The organism is Flavobacterium sp., from assembly GCF_043720215.1.
GTDB lineage: Bacteria > Bacteroidota > Bacteroidia > Flavobacteriales > Flavobacteriaceae > Flavobacterium.
The window spans coordinates 1-16,327 of record NZ_JAYSSZ010000114.1 but is presented as its reverse complement, the minus strand read 5'-3'; the positions used below and the strand labels follow the sequence as shown (position 1 = coordinate 16,327).

The window sequence follows — 16,327 nt, the reverse complement described above, 5'->3', positions numbered from 1 at the left end:
AAAAGCATTCTTTTGAATATCTTCATTCCCAATATTAGCTTTCCGGCAAAAGACAAAAGAACTCTTTTTATCTTAAACCGACCTTTTTATTCAGAAAAAGGCTGGGCAAATAATATTATTGCAAATAATAAATGGAATTTAGGTAACGATTTCTACTTTACAGAAAGCATAGAAAATGCCCAAATGGTACTCATCCCTTTTTCAATAAACACCTATTTTGCAGAAAATAAAGGCGACGAATTAGCAACAATAAATGCGCTCTGTATCCAATACAACATCAAAGCTTTCGGATTTATAGGAGGTGATTTTGGTATTGCTTTTCCAGAATTTTCTAATATTGTATATTTTAGAATGGGTGGATTCAAAAAACAATTATCGGATAAAAATAAAGGATTTCCCGTTTCGTTATCCGATCATTTCCACCGATTGTTTAGTCAAGAAACGATAATGCCATCTACCAAAAAAGAAGTGCCAATAGTCGGTTTTTGTGGTCATGCTACCGCATCATCAACCAAGCGACTAAAGGAAATAGCGAAATGTCTTTTAGAAAATAGTACGCGATTCCTAAAAAAACCTTTCCGAAAAGATTATGAAACTTTGTTTGCCTCGGCATACGAACGAGCAAAGTTGTTGCGTTATTTTGAAAGATCAGCCCTCATCAAAACAAATTTCATCTACCGCAAAAATTATCGTGGTGGTGCCATTACTGAAGTACAACGAGAAGCCACAACGTTAGAATATTACCAGAATATCCATCAGTCCGATTATATACTATGTGTACGAGGGGGAGGCAATTTTTCTGTGCGATTATACGAGACACTCATGTTAGGGAAAATCCCTATTTTTGTAGATACCGATTGCCTGTTGCCATTTGAAGAAACCATAAATTGGAAAAATCATGTGGTTTGGATAGAGTGGAAGGAGAGAAAGAAAATTGCAACAATTGTTAGTGATTTTCACCATCAATTATCAGAAGATAATTTTGTTAAAATGCAACTCAATAATAGACAATTATGGAAAGAGACACTTTCTGTAAAAGGAATGCTTGAAATGATATCGAATGATATTTAGTTTTTATAAATACCTGCAACCTGTTGCTTATTTTAATTTAAAATCGAATAAAGATTTTGGATATTTTCCAACTATACAACAATTAGACACAGTTTCATTTCCATATTCTATAGATACTAATTACAAAAGTAATATAGCGCAAGAACGTGATGTTGCTTGGACAGCTTTTCAGCAAGGATTTATAAATAAAGAGTATAAAGCAGGATTGGATATCTGGAAAAAAGAAGCTATTCCGTTACAAGACGAGTATGTTTTCTTGTTCAAAAATTTTCACAAAGCATGGGTTTATTATGTATTGCTTATTCGAATAATCACACTTCATAACCCATTTTCTGAAATTATTAATTTTCTAAAAGCTAAAAAAACAAAACGTTTCGATTATTCTAAAGATCATTTCAACTATCTTAAATACGAAACTTTCGATAGTAAATTAGTACATGAATTGCCTTTAGTCTCGGTAATAATTCCAACACTAAATAGATATGTTTATCTAAAAGATGTGTTGCGGGATTTAGAAAACCAGATCTATAAAAATTTTGAAGTCATTATTGTCGATCAGACTGACGATTTTCAAGAAGATTTTTACAATGGTTGGAATCTCGATTTGCATTTCTGGTTTCAGGAAGAGAAAGCACTTTGGCGAGCTAGAAATGAAGCCATACAATTTAGTAAAGGAAAATATATCTTGTTGTATGATGATGATTCGTTAGTAGAACCCAATTGGATTGCAGAACACATAAAAACACTAGATTTTTTTGATGCCGATTTGTCTTCTGGCGTTTCAATAAGTACAACTGGTGACGAAATACCCAAACACTACAGTTATTTCCGCTGGAGCGATCAATTAGATACTGGGAACGTATTGCTAAAAAGAGAAATTTTCGAGCATATTGGATTATTTGACCGTCAATTCGAAAAACAACGCATGGGAGATGGCGAATTTGGGTTAAGAGCCTATTTAGCAGGATATAAAAATATTTCTAATTATAAAGCCAAGCGAATTCACCTCAAAGTAAGTCAAGGAGGTTTACGACAAATGGGTAGTTGGGACGGTTGGCGACCTAAAAAACTATTAGGGCCACGACCTGTACCGAGTGTTTTGTATTTAGCAAGAAAATATTTTGGAACAAATCTCACTAAATATTATATACTACATGCTATATTACCATCGTTAGTTCCTTACCAATTCAAAAAAAGTAAGTTTCTGAAAGTACTTAGTTTTCTTACCTTGCCATTGGTATTGCCATTGGTTTGTTTTCAAGTTTTGAAATCATGGCAGTTAGCGAGTATAAAAATTAAAGAAGGCGACAAAACTGAAAAACTAAAGAAGCTCTAAAATAATTAATTCAATGACTGAAAAACCACATATTTCTATAGTAAGTCCAGTTTATAAAGCAGAAAACAGCATCGAGAAATTAGTAGATGAGATTTTCAAAACAATGCTACAACTAAACTGTACTTTCGAAATTATCTTGGTCGATGATAGAAGTCCTGATAATTCATGGGAAGTAATGAAACAACTTTCGTCAAAATTTCCAGAAGTAAGAAGTATCAGATTGAGTAAAAATTTCGGGCAACATCCAGCCATAATAGCCGGTTTGAGTCAGGCAAAAGGAAATTGGATTGTAGTTATGGATTGTGATTTGCAAGACCAGCCTAAAGAAATTATCAAATTATATAACAAAGCACAAGAAGGTTATGATATTGTAATGGCAAAGAGAGAAAATAGACAAGACGGGTTTTTAAAAAAGCTGATGTCTAAATTGTTTTATTCTTTATACAACTACTTGACAGATACTAAAACGGATAGCACAATAGCAAACTTCGGAATATATAAGAGTAAAATCATTACTGAAGTTTTAAGAATAAATGACTATATAAAATTATTTCCATTATTAGTAAATTGGGTAGGATACAACGCAACAACTGTAAAAGTTGAACATGCCGAAAGAGATTCTGGAAAATCTTCGTATTCAATTACAAAATTGATTTCACTAGCATTAAATACCATAATTTCTTTTTCAAATAAACCATTGAAACTCTGCGTTAAATTTGGATTGGTTATATCTGCAATCTCATTTTTAGTAGGAATGCATACAATATATTTATCAGTAACAAATCAAATTGGAGTTTTGGGTTATACTTCGCTCATGGTTTCTATTTGGTTCTTATCGGGAGTAATCATTACAACTGTTGGCATTTGTGGAATTTATATAGGTAAAATATTTGACCAAACTAAAAATAGACAAGTGTTTATAATAGACGAAATTTTATGAGTATTAAAAAATTAGATTGGGATTCAGATTTTTTTAATTTAGAAATTGGAGAAGTAAATCTAGAAAAAGATAATTGTGTTATTGATGCTGATGCCTACGATTTAGTATATGTAAAAAGTAAAAATGATAGTCAACTTGATATAAAAGGATATCAAAACACATTTACAGATCAAACACTTATTTATATAAAAGATTTAGAAAAAAAGGAGAATGAAATCGAAATTGAAAATATTTTTCCTTTTGATGAGAATAAATTTCCAATAGAAAAATTATACGAATTAGCCTATGTAGGCGGAAGTTTTAGTCGATTTAATTTGGATACTAAATTTGATAAAGAAAAGTTCAAAAAATTATACAGAACCTGGATTGATAACTCGTTAAATGGTAAGAATGCAGATGAATTACTAGTTTATGAGGAAAATGGAGAGTTAATGGGTTTTGTAACGTATAAAATAGACAACGATATTGCAACTTATTATTTGTTAGCCGTTTTACCTCAATACCAAGGAAAAAAAATTGGAATTAAATTATTTGAATATGTAGCTCAAAAAATGAGAAACCTCAATGTAAAAAAATTGATGATTCCAACACAAAGATCCAATGTAGGTGCATGTTATATTTATGAAAAACTGGGTTACACAATTTTAGAGAAAAAATATATTAAACATTATTGGAAAATATGATACCATTCAATAAACCATTTCTAACAGGAAAAGAAACTCATTACATCTATGAAGCGGTAAATTCTGGAAAAATATCAGGTAATGGAATGTTTACTAAAAAATGTCAAGATTTTTTTGAAGAAAAATATAGTTTCAAAAAAGTATTGCTCACTACATCTTGCACTGATGCGCTAGAAATGGCAGCTATGTTGGCTAATATACAGGAAGGAGACGAAGTAATTGTGCCAAGTTTTACCTTTGTGTCTACAGCAATTGCTTTTGTAAGACAAGGGGCTAAAATTATTTTTGCTGATTCGTACACTGATAATCCAAATATAGATGCTGATAAAATTGAAGCATTAATTACTAATAAAACTAAAGCCATTGTTCCCGTTCATTATGCAGGAGTAGCTTGCGATATGGATAAAATCATGGCATTAGCTACCAAATATAATTTACTCGTAATTGAAGATGCCGCACAAGCCATAGATAGTTTTTATATTGGTAAAGATGGGGTAAAACGAGCCTTGGGAAGCATTGGTCATTTGGCCACTTTTTCTTTTCATGAAACTAAAAATATTATTTCTGGAGAAGGAGGAATGCTTACGATAAATGATGATAGATTTATTCATAGAGCTGAAATTATTTGGGAAAAAGGAACCAATAGGGTCGAATTTTTTAGAGGAGAAGTTAATAAATACAACTGGGTAGACGTGGGTTCTTCCTTTTTGCCATCAGAAGTGATAGCCGCTTTTCTATGGGCGCAAATCGAAAATTTAGACCAGATTCAAGCTAAAAGAAAACTGCTTTGGCAAACGTATTCCGATGCACTTTTAGAATTGAATTTAGAAGACATCAATTTACCCAAAACTCCAGAATATGCCACAAAAAATGGACACCTATTTTATATTGTTCTAAAAAATATTGAGCAAAGAAATAAACTAATTGATGTTTTGAAGAAAAAGGGGTTTTACGCTGTTTTTCATTATATATCACTACATTCCAGTCCCTATTATACAAACAAACACGATGGAAGAGAATTGGTAAATTCTGATAAATTCACAAATTGTTTGCTAAGATTGCCTATGTTTTACGAATTGGAAGTTAAAGAAGTTGAAGAAATAGTTCAGATAATATTTGAATCGAATAAAATAACGTAATAAAATAAATCTTTATTTAAAAATAAAACGATGAAGTCTCAATTCTTTTTTTTTACACAAGATGTTAAAAGGTTATTAGGTAAATATAAAATTAGAATTTTACATATTTGGTTAAGTAGAGCTTTTTTTGGGATATTTATATATCGATTAGAAAGAGCCTTTTTTTTAATTTTTGGAAATTCATACAGTAAGATTAGAATACTATTTCTTCCATTATTTAATATTATTTATGCCTATTCAAACATTGAAATTAATTACAAAGCAGATATAAAAGGTGGTATTTTAATTTTGCATCCAGCAGTTGGAGTTGTAATTTCTGGATTCTCTGTCATAGGAGAAAATATAACACTTACTGGAGGAAATGTTATTGGAGCAAATACTTTTTGTAAACCAGGTGGAATTAAAATTGGGAATAACTGTAGCTTAGGTGCTAATGCAGTTATTATTGGGCCAATCGTACTTTTGGATAACATAAACATTGGTGCATCTGCTTGTGTTGTAAAAGATTGCTTGCAAAACAATGTAACTTTAGTTGGAGTTCCTGCAAAAGAAATTTAGAAAATTTACACATGAAAAACATTCTAATCCTATCTTCTGAATTCCCACCTTTACCAGGTGGTATAGGCAATCATGCGTTGCATCTGGCTTTGTCTTTACAAAAAGAAGGCAAGGAAGTCATGGTGATTACTGATCAGCGCTCGAAAAAAATTGAAGAGGATATTGTTTTTGATACTCCATTGCCTATTAAAGTGCAAAGAATAAAAAGGTACTCGATAGTTTTGTTTACCTATTGGAGCAGGATTTTTCAAACTATAAAAACAGTAAATACGAATAAGAAAATTACGGTAATTAGTTCAGGAAAATTTTCTTTGTGGTTAGGAGCATTTGTGAAACTTTTATTTTCTAGAAGTAAATATGTAGCGGTACTGCATGGTTCCGAGATTTATGCTGGTGGCAAACTAAGCAAGCGTATCACAAAATGGAGTCTATCTCAGTTCGACTCTTTAGTAGCGGTTTCCGAATTCACTAAAAATTTAGCGCTAGAAACCAATCCCAATTTAAAAATTGCAGTAATCAATAACGGTTTTGCTTTTCCTGAAATGGAAAACAATAATCCCGATTTTATACTAAAAGGAAATCCCGCTATAGTAACCGTAGGAAACGTTTCGTATCGAAAAGGACAACAAAATGTAATTAATGCGCTACCGTTATTAAAAGAAAAATATCCTGAAATACACTATCATGTTATAGGTATTCCTACCGAAAAAGATACGTTTGAGGCTTTGGCGAAATCACTTCATGTTCATGAAAATGTTACATTTCATGGCGCGATGTCAAATCATGATTTGAAGCAAGTGGTTTCTGAATCGAAAGTTTTTTTTATGTTAAGTGATCATTTAAAAAATGGAGATGTAGAAGGTTTTGGTATTGCTGTTTTAGAAGCCAATTTTTTAGGATTACCAGCTATTGGTTCAAAAAATAGTGGCATTGCTGATGCGATAAAAGAAGGATATTCAGGGAAATTAGTCAATCCGCATGATGCAACAGAAATTGCATCGGCTTTTGATGAAATTATGACTCATTATAACCATTATGCTACTGAGTCCAAGCAATGGTCAAAGCATTTTGATTGGGATATCATTATTAAAAAGTATTTGGAAATTATTGATTAAATGAAAAAGAAAAAATTAGTAATTATTTCGCATACCGAACATTATACCAATGAAAATGGTATTATAATGGGCTGGGGATCGACTATAAATGAAGTCAATTTCCTTGCCGATTATTGGGATGAGGTGTGTCATGTTGCCTGTTTGTATGATACTAAAATGCCTTTAAGTTCGCTGCCTTATTCCAAAAACAACATCACATTTGTTCCTATCCCGCCTTTTGGAGGGAAGAGTTTGTTGGATAAAGTTCTAATTTTTACCAAAATACCTAAAATTATAAGTCAAGTGGTTAAATCTCTTGACGGTGCTTCGGAAGTGCAATTGCGTTTGCCTACCAGTATGGGATTATTTCTATTGCCTTTATTTTCCTTTTTTATAAATAGAAAATTTACCCTTTGGATAAAATATGCAGGGAATTGGGGACAAGAAAATCCGCCTATATCCTATAAAATCCAACGTTGGTTTTTGAAAAAAAATTGGGCAAACTGCAAAGTTACTATTAATGGTTTTTGGGAAAACCAACCAAAATATTGTCTCTCGTTTGAAAATCCTTGTCTGACTCTAGATGATATAGAGAAAGGCAAAATAATAAGTAAAGTGAAAAGATTCGATAATCCATTTGTTTTTACATTTGTAGGAAGATTAGAATCTGCAAAAGGTGTCGATAGAATTATTGAAGCACTGCAATATATTCCATTAGATAAAATTGCCATAGTGAATTTTATTGGAGATGGCGAAAAAACAATTTTTTACAAAGAAAAAACTGCTTTTCTAAAAGGAAAAATACAATACCATGGGTTTTTAGATAAAGTTAATGTACATAAAATCTTATCGGAATCCCATTTTTTATTGCTTCCCTCAGACTCGGAAGGTTTTCCGAAAGTTATTGCCGAAGCTGCTTGTTATGGAGTTGTTCCAATTGTATCTAATGTTGGGAGTATAGGACATTATGTTAATGATACTAATGGATTTGTATGGAACTTGGATGCTGAAGAAAGTTATGGTGCTATTGTTTACAAAGCGATTTCTACAAATCATTTACAACTAAAAGAGCAGTCTAATAAAATTCAGGAATTGGCTAAAAAGTTTACTTTTATAAACTATCTCAAGAAGTTAAACGATTTGGTTTTTATTTCTTAGGATTTTGTATGTACTTTTGAATCCTTTACGATAAGAATTTTCCAGATTACCACAAATATAAATAATGTTTAAAAAGAATAATTTATACATAAGCCTTGTTTTGCTCCATATAATATTTGGTGTTTTACTTTTTATACAATCTAAATTGTCTATTCCTTACGGAATTGCAATTTTGGCAATTAGTTTTTTGTTAGTATTAAAGACAGAAAACAACCACAATCAAGTATTGTATGTGGCCGCTTATGCTGTAGGAAGTGAAGTAATGTTAAGAATGACAGGTGGTTATGTCTTGTATGAAATAGGGAAATATTCAATTATTGCCTATATGATTATGGGAATTTATTTTTCTGGATTTTCTAAAAACTCTTTTCCCTATTGGGTATTTTTGTTATTAATGATTCCTGGAATAATAGTTGCTTCGGTTACCCTAAATTTAGATACAAGCTTAAGAAAAGCAATTGCATTTAATATATCTGGACCTGTATGTCTGGGGATTTCCGCACTATATTGCTATCAGCGTAACATTACAATAAAAGAACTTGATAATATTTTATTATGTATGTTGTTGCCTATAATTACTATAATTACCTATTTGTTTTTATATGCTCCAAGTGTAAAAGCAGTTGTAACAGGTACTGACTCTAATTTTGCTACCTCTGGAGGGTATGGTCCAAATCAAGTTTCTACAGTTATTGGGTTGGGAACTTTTATAGTTTTCACTAGAGTCATATTTAATTCTAAAGAAAAATGGATAAAAATAATTAATATAATTTTATTGTTCATTTTCGCATTTAGAGGATTAATGACTTTTTCTAGAGGCGGAATGATTTGCTCCTTTATAATGGTTATTTCTTTAATGTTTATTTTGCTTAAAACTGTAAAAATAAAATCCAAATATAAAATAATAAAAATGGTTGCTTTTTCAGTAATTGCTATATCTTTAATCTGGGGATATAGCACATTAGAAACGGGAGGACTTATAAACAAACGTTATGCAAATGAAGATGCTGCAGGAAGGGTAAAAGCGAGTAGGCTCTCAGGACGAGAGGATATTATAGAAGATGAGTTTAATATGTTTTTAGAAAACCCAATTATGGGAGTAGGTGTAGGTAAAGGTAAGGAAGATAGACAAGATGAATCTAAAGAAATTGTAGGCGCAACACATAATGAAATATCGAGAATGCTCGCTGAACAGGGTTCTTTTGGGATTTTAGCTTTGCTTATATTAGGTTTGACACCATTAACTCTTTATATAAATAATAGACAACACATCTATTTATTGTCGCTTTTTATATTTTGGTTATTAACAATAAATCATGCTGCTATGAGAATAGCTGCTCCAGCTTTTGTGTATGCACTCTCTTTATTGCATATTTATACTATAGAAAAACCAAATAATGCAATTCAAGAAGAAATACTTGATAAATAGATATATTTTTAGATATTTGTATAAACCTATTTATAATGACTTCCCAATCAAAAATGCATTTCGAAATATCTGAAAGAAAAATCCTTCTTCGTTTTTTTGATGTGGTTTTTGTTTTAGGGATTTTACATTTATTAGGTGTGATTTTAGATTTCCATTATTTTAAAATCACAGAATCTAATTTCTATTGGACAATAGTTTTATCAACATACATACTCTTTTTTGGTTCTGTTTTTGAAATGTATAATTTGCAGATTGCCAGCAATCAGTTTCAAGTAATAAAAAGTATTGTTTTAGTAAGTTCGACTACAGTTTTGCTTTATTTACTTACACCAATTATTACACCAGAACTCCCAGAAAACCGCTTGCAAATTCTACTTTTTTACGTGTCTATTTTACTCTCTTTGTTTGTTTGGAGAATGATATATTTAAAGTTTTTCGCATCTACAAGATTTGGTAAAAAAGTTATTTTAATTTGTGATAAAGAAGAATTAGAAGAATTAGTTAAAGGTTTGCAAAGTGTAGATCCACATTATAAAATTGAAGGATATATAAATTCCGACACGCAAGAAACAAATGAATTTAAATTTAATTTTATAAACAATATTGAATTAGAAAATATTGAAGAATTTATTATTAAAAACAGCATATCTGAAATTGTTATAGCCTCACAAAAAACAGAAGGAATTACAGTAGAATTATACAATAAACTAATAGGACTGCTTGAAAACGGATTTGTTATTCGTGAATATACACAAGTTTACGAAAGCATAACCCAGCGTATTCCTGTGCAATATGTATCTAGAGATTTTTATAAATATTTTCCTTTTTCTAGAAGTAATCATAATAAATTATATTTAATTGCGGTCAGGTTATTAGAAATTTTAGCTTCCTTTTTAGGACTTTTAGGAGGTTTGCTCATCCTGCCATTAATATTAATTGGTAATGCGATAGGTAACCGTGGATCATTATTTTATACACAAGAAAGAGTTGGAAAAAGTGGAAAAGTTTTTAATATTTACAAACTCCGCTCTATGATTATAAATGCTGAAAGCGGTGGAGCTGTTTTTGCAACAGTAAATGATTCTAGAATAACGCCTTTTGGAAAATTTTTACGAAAATCAAGATTAGATGAGGTTCCGCAATTTATAAATGTACTAAAAGGTGATATGTCAGTAATTGGGCCAAGACCTGAACGACCAGTTTTTGTAAAAGAAATTGCCGAAATAATGCCTTTTTATGAAACCAGACATGTCATAAAACCAGGTCTTACAGGTTGGGCACAGGTCAATTATTCTTATGGAGAAACCCTAGAAGATAGTTTGATTAAATTACAATACGATTTGTACTACATAAAGCACAGAAGCATTTTTTTAGACCTAAATATTGTGGTAAAAACAATTAGTACTGTACTGTTTTATCGTGGGCAGTAATTAAGTTTTCTTTCTTCAAGACTAATCTTAAGAGTACTATAAAGGTTGAAATTATAATAGGAAGAACAAGCAATACATGTACTTTGCCTAACATGTAAAAAGTGTAACTTGCTAAGAATAATATACAAATTAAACTTATTTTTTTAATCCATTTGGTGTTGTTTTGAATTATAAAAAACACAAGAACTAACAATAAAGGATTTAGCATCAAGATATTATAATTCCAATATAATTCTCTATGAAACGAATAAATTCCCATGAACAAAAATAATAAGCCAATTAATCCCAAAATAGAAAAGTAAATGATGTTTGTTGTTTTTTTATTCAAAAGAACGAATAGTACTAAAACAGCAATTAACGAATAAATACTATCTAAATAAGGTTTTGGTGCTATTCTATTGGCTTCAAAAACAGTGGTTGTTTCCGAAACTAATGGCTTGTTTTTGTAAGTTGTTGTCTTTAGATTTTCCAACAAATCTAGTGGAAGAAATAATTTTGTAGCGGGATCATCTGTTCTTTTTCCAAAAATAATATTAATTCCTAACTGCTCATAAAAATGATTATCAGCATATGGATTTAGCACTTCACGATAGGTAAGTTTGGCTGTGTTTTTATTTGTAATTGGTTTGTTTTCCAATATTTCGTTTACAATATCAATCACTTTTGTAGTGCAATTTCTATCAATAAATTTATAAGTATAAAACCTATTTTCTGGCAAAAGAGAAACATTCAATTTGTCAATTAAAGTCTGTTTTTCCTGAAGAGATAAATTAAGAACTTGCTCGTAAATAGAACGATTATCTTCCCTGTAACTATATTCAAAATCTATATAAGGATAAGCTGCCGCGTAATATTGCAAATCACCTTTTGCAAATTTTGCAACAAAATTTTCTGTTCTAAAATCGAACATACCGTAATTATAAACAATGTCAAAATCAGAATCTTGATTTCTAATTCTTATCGCAGTATGACCATATAAGGAGTGAACTTCATCAGCAAGACCAACAGTAAGTATACTAATTTTTGTGTTTTCAGAAATTGGCGATTGTTGAGAATAACTTATCGAAAAGTGTATGAAACAAAATAATAAAAGTACCTTTTTTATCATCGTAAGAATTTTATCTAAAGATACTTAAATCAACTTTCAACGAAAATACATTCGAATACAAAGCAGCACTTTGGTTTCCTAAATCAGTCAAAGCATAATCGATAGCAATTCCTTTGTACTGAAACCCTACGCCAAGATTGGGTTGAAACCCGGTTTTGTTTGAACCGTCAATTTGTTGTATTTTCTGAAAATTTCCAAAACCAGCTCTTAAAAAGGCTAGTTTATTGTAACCAAATTCAAACCCTAAAGCAGGATCGATACTCGCAAAACTACTAGAAATTAAATCGTTTGTTTGTTGAAATTGTACATTCAAATTGGCGGAAGCTAACAAACTCATATCGTTATGAAATTCATATTTTTTAGCTGCACCAAGTTGCATTTTTGGTAAAGTAATTTCGCTACTTTCTGGCAAATCTTGATTTTGTAACGGATTTAGCGTTTGAGCATCTTTTATTTTCTTAAATTCACCTTCGTTAATATTCCAAATATTGTAAGTGGTACTTATATCACGAACCATCAATCCAAATTGCCAATTGTTTTTTTCGAATTGCAATCCCAAATCAAAACCAAATCCCCAAGAACTTGCAAAATCTCCTATAATTCTTCGAATCACTTTAGCATTAGCTCCATATTGAAAACCTTGAAGCGGTAATTTTCTAGCATAAGAGAATGTAAATCCATAATCTGCTGTCGAAAATAAGCTGATTCTATTGTAATCTATATTTCCATTGGCATCAATAAGTTCCGTTGTATTTAAAATATCATCAACACCAAAACGTATAATTGAAGCTCCCCATGCACTGCGATCATCTATTTTTTTTGCATAAGCAGCATAATCGTATTGCGCAATGTTGGCAAAATAATTAGCATGCATAAGTGATGCTTCACTGTCTTCAATTTTTAGTAAACCAGTCGGATTCCAATAACCAGAATTTACATCGCCAGTATGAGCAACCATAGCATTTGCCATGCCAAAGGCACGTGCATCTACACCAATATTCATAAATTCATTCGAATATTTACGTATAGTTTGCGCTTTTGTAAAGCTAAATGTGACTAAAAATATAAAAAGTATAAGCTTTTTCAAGGATAATTAATTTATTGCAAAGATTAAATAAAATTCTGATATAATAAACTCAACAATGTATAAACTTATTGTGTTAAATTTGCGTAATCGTTAATTAAATTTTTTTCAAAATGAACATTAAAAAACACATTCCTAATATAATTACTTTATTAAACTTATTTTCGGGTTGCGTTGCACTTGTATTTGCATTCCAGCTAGAATTTGAATTGGCATTTTATTTTGTTTGTTTGGGTATTTTTCTCGATTTTTTTGATGGTTTTTTCGCAAGATTATTCAAAGTTTCAAGTCCACTTGGATTGCAATTAGATTCACTAGCAGATATGGTTACAAGCGGCGTTGTGCCAGGAGTAGTTATGTTTCAGCTGCTTCTAAAATCGTTTGGCGAAGAAAAAGTGATTAGTGTTTCTTCTTGGGATAATTCGGTGATGATTTTACCTTTTTTAGGTTTTATAATTACTTTAGGATCGTGTTATCGCTTGGCGAATTTTAATATAGACACACGTCAAACAGATTCTTTTATTGGTGTTCCAACACCAGCAAACGCCTTGTTTATTTTAAGTTTACCACTTATTTTGCAATATTCAAATGTTGAGTTTATTACAAATGCACTTCAAAATTATTGGGTTCTAATTGTAATTTCGTTTATAAGCGCCTATATAATGAATGCCGAAATTCCATTATTTTCTTTAAAAATTAAAAATTTCACATTCAAAAAAAATGCTTTACAAATCTTTTTTTTAGTAGTAGCTTTATTGTTTTTAGTGCTATTTAGATACTTAGGAGTTGCATTAATTATTGTTTTCTATGTATTACTTTCGGTTGTAAATAATATGTTTTCAAAAAAATAATTAGCAATGGCTGTAAAAAAAGCTGCTGTTCGAAAAACTACAAAATCCAAAAAACAAAATTCATTCTTCAAGAGTAATGTGTTTTATGGATTGGCTTTTATTGCATTTTTATTCCTTATTTTATATAGCCAAAGAAATGTTTTGGCTTATTATTTAGGTTTTAAAACTGATAAAAGTAGTATTGAAACTAGAATGGTTTCACTCGATAAAGTCTTAGATACACATATTGAAAAATCCTTTGGAATTGATATTTCTGAATACCAAGATAAAATTGATTGGGATAATGTTAAAGAAATAGACGGTGGTTTTCCTATCGAATTTGTTTTTGTTCGTGCCACTGTTGGTAATGACCGACGAGATTATAAGTTTAAAAAATATTGGGCTAGAGCCAAAGAAAGTAAGCTTATTTGTGGTGCTTATCATTATTATCGTCCCAACGAAAATTCGATCGAGCAAGCTAATAATTTTATAAAAAATGTAAGATTGCATAAAGGTGATTTTCCACCTGTTTTAGATATTGAAAAACTACCAAAAGAACAATCTATAGAAAGGTTAAAAGTTGGTTTGCAACGCTGGCTCGATGTAGTCGAAAAACATTATGGTGTAAAACCAATTATTTACAGTGGTGAGAGTTATTACAATGATTTTCTACAGGATGATTTTTCAGAATATCCTTTCTGGATAGCAAATTACACTGCTTTTTATACTAATATTGATTCCGATTGGTCTTTTTGGCAAGTAACCGAAAACGGAAAAGTAAACGGAATAATAGGCTGTGTAGATGTAAATATTTATAACGGAACTTCGGTAGATTTGAAAGAATTATTGATAAAGTAGTTATTCTAGATCAGTAAATTTTAATTTTGAAACTTCTAATACTAAATTTACCGCAGATAGATAATCTTTTAAAACTGTTTTTTCATCCTCTGTGCTTAGACAAGATGTTTTATATATGACTTCATTTGTTGGCATATAGCATGTAGTAGAAAAACTGATTTCCATATCTTCTCCGTCAAGACAGCTTCTTATATCTTGTATAACATCTTTTAGTGATATTTTTAATACTGATTTGATTAGTTCAGAGAATTTTTTCGAACTAATTGTGTATTCGTTGTTGTTTTTGTATTTATTGACTGATACTTTTACAGTATTATTTTTTATTTCTTGATAAAAATATATGTCAATATCACTATTTATAATGTTTGATCTATTGTAGTGAAAATGGATGTTTTTTATGTCGCTATTTTGAGAGTGACTTCTAAAAAAAGCATACAAAATAAAATAGAAATTATTGTTTTCATAGATTTAAAACTCCAATTTCTTTCTTCTTAACTCAAAGTTCTGACCTAAATAAACTCTTCGAACCATTTCGTCTTCTACTAATTCTTCTGGAACTCCAGCTTTTAGGATTCCTCCTTCAAACATAAGATACGTTTTATCGGTAATAGCAAGTGTTTCTTGTACGTTATGGTCGGTAATTAAAATTCCGATATTCTTATTTTTAAGTTGGGCTACAATTCTCTGAATATCTTCTACAGCAACAGGATCTACTCCGGCGAAAGGTTCGTCTAGTAGAATAAATTTAGGATCAGTCGCTAAACAACGCGCGATTTCAGTACGACGACGCTCTCCACCAGATAATAAATCACCACGATTAGTACGAATGTGTTGCAAGCTAAACTCATCAATTAGCGATTCCATTTTTGCCTCTTGCTCTGCTTTCGATAAATTGGTGAGTTGCAAAACACTTAAAATATTATCTTCGATACTCAATTTTCTAAAAACAGAAGCTTCTTGTGCTAAATAACCAATACCATTTTGCGCTCGTTTGTACATCGGATAATCGGTAATATTCATATCGTCTAGATAAATATTTCCAGAATTTGGTTTTACTAAACCTACAATCATATAAAAAGAAGTGGTTTTTCCAGCTCCATTCGGACCCAATAAACCTACGATTTCTCCTTGATTTACCTCGACTGAAATACCTTTTACAACACTTCTTCCTTTATAGGTTTTGACTAAGTTTTCTGCTCTTAATATCATTTTGTTTCGTTTAATCGTTTAATCGGTAAAATGTTTAATCGTACAAATAAACGATTAAACGAATCAACAAATAAACACATTAACAATTATTTAGTTTAGCTTCGCTCTGTTCGGCTACTGCCTCGGGTCTTCTAATGCTTCCCAAAATTCGTAAGCACGACGCAAATGAGGAATTACAATAGTTCCGCCTACTAAAGTCGCAACACTCATAGTTTCCATCATTTCTTCTTTGGTAACGCCTAGTTTGTAGGCTGTTTCTAGATGGTATTTTATGCAATCATCGCAACGCAAAACAGCTGATGCTACAAGCCCTAACAATTCTTTGGTACGAACATCAAGTGCGCCTTCGGCATAAGTATTAGTGTCGAGATTAAAAATTCTTTTGATGACTTTATTATTG

At 30.9% G+C, this 16,327-nt stretch carries 16 protein-coding genes; 12 read left to right on the top strand and 4 right to left on the bottom strand.

What is annotated here, in order from left to right; all coding sequences use genetic code 11:
• Window positions 1-12: 12 nt before the first annotated feature.
• From ACHZC3_RS05445 to ACHZC3_RS05400, 10 genes are all read left to right on the top strand, one after another.
• The gene (locus ACHZC3_RS05445) at window positions 13-1,071 is read left to right on the top strand and encodes an exostosin family protein (protein ID WP_394758864.1); all 1,059 of its coding nucleotides are present in this window, start codon (window positions 13-15) and stop codon (window positions 1,069-1,071) included.
• Window positions 1,061-2,407: a glycosyltransferase family 2 protein gene (locus ACHZC3_RS05440; protein WP_394758863.1), complete on the top strand. Its 1,347-nt coding sequence runs from the start codon at window positions 1,061-1,063 to the stop codon at window positions 2,405-2,407. The genes ACHZC3_RS05445 and ACHZC3_RS05440 overlap by 11 nt, the downstream gene beginning before the upstream one ends.
• Before the next feature lie 13 nt (window positions 2,408-2,420).
• Window positions 2,421-3,347, top strand: a complete 927-nt coding sequence (locus ACHZC3_RS05435; protein WP_394758862.1) for a glycosyltransferase family 2 protein — start codon at window positions 2,421-2,423, stop codon at window positions 3,345-3,347.
• Window positions 3,344-4,030: a GNAT family N-acetyltransferase gene (locus ACHZC3_RS05430; RefSeq protein ID WP_394758861.1), complete on the top strand. Its 687-nt coding sequence runs from the start codon at window positions 3,344-3,346 to the stop codon at window positions 4,028-4,030. Before ACHZC3_RS05435 ends, ACHZC3_RS05430 begins: the two co-directional genes overlap by 4 nt.
• Window positions 4,027-5,169 (top strand): dTDP-4-amino-4,6-dideoxygalactose transaminase, encoded by a 1,143-nt coding sequence (gene rffA, locus ACHZC3_RS05425; RefSeq protein WP_394758860.1) that lies wholly within the window; start codon window positions 4,027-4,029, stop codon window positions 5,167-5,169. The genes ACHZC3_RS05430 and rffA overlap by 4 nt, the downstream gene beginning before the upstream one ends.
• A 30-nt stretch (window positions 5,170-5,199) precedes the next feature.
• The gene (locus ACHZC3_RS05420; protein ID WP_394758859.1) at window positions 5,200-5,727 is read left to right on the top strand and encodes a serine acetyltransferase; all 528 of its coding nucleotides are present in this window, start codon (window positions 5,200-5,202) and stop codon (window positions 5,725-5,727) included.
• Between the two features lie 11 nt (window positions 5,728-5,738).
• Window positions 5,739-6,842: a glycosyltransferase family 4 protein gene (locus tag ACHZC3_RS05415; protein WP_394758858.1), complete on the top strand. Its 1,104-nt coding sequence runs from the start codon at window positions 5,739-5,741 to the stop codon at window positions 6,840-6,842.
• On the top strand, window positions 6,843-7,979 hold the full coding sequence (locus ACHZC3_RS05410) for a glycosyltransferase (RefSeq protein WP_394758857.1): 1,137 nt from the start codon (window positions 6,843-6,845) through the stop codon (window positions 7,977-7,979).
• Window positions 7,980-8,079: 100 nt separating this feature from the next.
• Window positions 8,080-9,408 carry an O-antigen ligase family protein gene (locus ACHZC3_RS05405; RefSeq protein WP_394758856.1) on the top strand — a complete coding sequence of 443 codons (1,329 nt, stop codon included), beginning with the start codon at window positions 8,080-8,082 and terminating at the stop codon, window positions 9,406-9,408.
• Between the two features lie 35 nt (window positions 9,409-9,443).
• Window positions 9,444-10,838 carry an exopolysaccharide biosynthesis polyprenyl glycosylphosphotransferase gene (locus tag ACHZC3_RS05400; RefSeq protein ID WP_394758855.1) on the top strand — a complete coding sequence of 465 codons (1,395 nt, stop codon included), beginning with the start codon at window positions 9,444-9,446 and terminating at the stop codon, window positions 10,836-10,838.
• Here the strand turns inward: ACHZC3_RS05400 and ACHZC3_RS05395 are convergent.
• Window positions 10,807-11,946, bottom strand: a complete 1,140-nt coding sequence (locus ACHZC3_RS05395) for a DUF4105 domain-containing protein (protein ID WP_394758854.1) — start codon at window positions 11,944-11,946, stop codon at window positions 10,807-10,809. The two genes, ACHZC3_RS05400 and ACHZC3_RS05395, sit on opposite strands and share 32 nt — an antisense overlap.
• Window positions 11,947-11,956: 10 nt before the next feature.
• Window positions 11,957-12,949, bottom strand: coding sequence for a PorV/PorQ family protein (locus tag ACHZC3_RS05390; protein ID WP_394758884.1), 993 nt, complete (start codon window positions 12,947-12,949; stop codon window positions 11,957-11,959).
• A 194-nt stretch (window positions 12,950-13,143) separates the two neighbouring features.
• On the opposite strand from ACHZC3_RS05390, the gene ACHZC3_RS05385 reads away from it, so the two are divergent.
• Window positions 13,144-13,881 (top strand): CDP-alcohol phosphatidyltransferase family protein, encoded by a 738-nt coding sequence (locus ACHZC3_RS05385; RefSeq protein WP_394758853.1) that lies wholly within the window; start codon window positions 13,144-13,146, stop codon window positions 13,879-13,881.
• Window positions 13,882-13,887: 6 nt separating this feature from the next.
• Window positions 13,888-14,718, top strand: coding sequence for a glycoside hydrolase family 25 protein (locus ACHZC3_RS05380; protein ID WP_394758852.1), 831 nt, complete (start codon window positions 13,888-13,890; stop codon window positions 14,716-14,718).
• Between the two features lie 468 nt (window positions 14,719-15,186).
• On the opposite strand, the gene lptB is transcribed toward ACHZC3_RS05380, so the two are convergent.
• Window positions 15,187-15,927: an LPS export ABC transporter ATP-binding protein gene (lptB, locus tag ACHZC3_RS05375; protein ID WP_394758851.1), complete on the bottom strand. Its 741-nt coding sequence runs from the start codon at window positions 15,925-15,927 to the stop codon at window positions 15,187-15,189.
• 114 nt (window positions 15,928-16,041) lie between these two features.
• Window positions 16,042-16,327 (bottom strand): carboxymuconolactone decarboxylase family protein (locus tag ACHZC3_RS05370; protein ID WP_394758850.1); only part of this gene is annotated, 286 nt, incomplete at its 5' end.

Bases quoted from the DNA above. Each gene is read 5' to 3' on its own strand.
- ACHZC3_RS05440 (WP_394758863.1), top strand. From the start codon at position 1,061: ATGATATTTAGTTTTTATAAATACCTGCAACCTGTTGCTTATTTTAAT.
- ACHZC3_RS05435 (WP_394758862.1), top strand. From the start codon at position 2,421: ATGACTGAAAAACCACATATTTCTATAGTAAGTCCAGTTTATAAAGCA.
- ACHZC3_RS05430 (WP_394758861.1), top strand. From the start codon at position 3,344: ATGAGTATTAAAAAATTAGATTGGGATTCAGATTTTTTTAATTTAGAA.
- rffA (WP_394758860.1), top strand. From the start codon at position 4,027: ATGATACCATTCAATAAACCATTTCTAACAGGAAAAGAAACTCATTAC.
- ACHZC3_RS05420 (WP_394758859.1), top strand. From the start codon at position 5,200: ATGAAGTCTCAATTCTTTTTTTTTACACAAGATGTTAAAAGGTTATTA.
- ACHZC3_RS05415 (WP_394758858.1), top strand. From the start codon at position 5,739: ATGAAAAACATTCTAATCCTATCTTCTGAATTCCCACCTTTACCAGGT.
- ACHZC3_RS05410 (WP_394758857.1), top strand. From the start codon at position 6,843: ATGAAAAAGAAAAAATTAGTAATTATTTCGCATACCGAACATTATACC.
- ACHZC3_RS05400 (WP_394758855.1), top strand. From the start codon at position 9,444: ATGACTTCCCAATCAAAAATGCATTTCGAAATATCTGAAAGAAAAATC.
- ACHZC3_RS05395 (WP_394758854.1), bottom strand. From the start codon at position 11,946: ATGATAAAAAAGGTACTTTTATTATTTTGTTTCATACACTTTTCGATA.
- ACHZC3_RS05390 (WP_394758884.1), bottom strand. From the start codon at position 12,949: ATGAATATTGGTGTAGATGCACGTGCCTTTGGCATGGCAAATGCTATG.
- ACHZC3_RS05385 (WP_394758853.1), top strand. From the start codon at position 13,144: ATGAACATTAAAAAACACATTCCTAATATAATTACTTTATTAAACTTA.
- ACHZC3_RS05380 (WP_394758852.1), top strand. From the start codon at position 13,888: ATGGCTGTAAAAAAAGCTGCTGTTCGAAAAACTACAAAATCCAAAAAA.
- lptB (WP_394758851.1), bottom strand. From the start codon at position 15,927: ATGATATTAAGAGCAGAAAACTTAGTCAAAACCTATAAAGGAAGAAGT.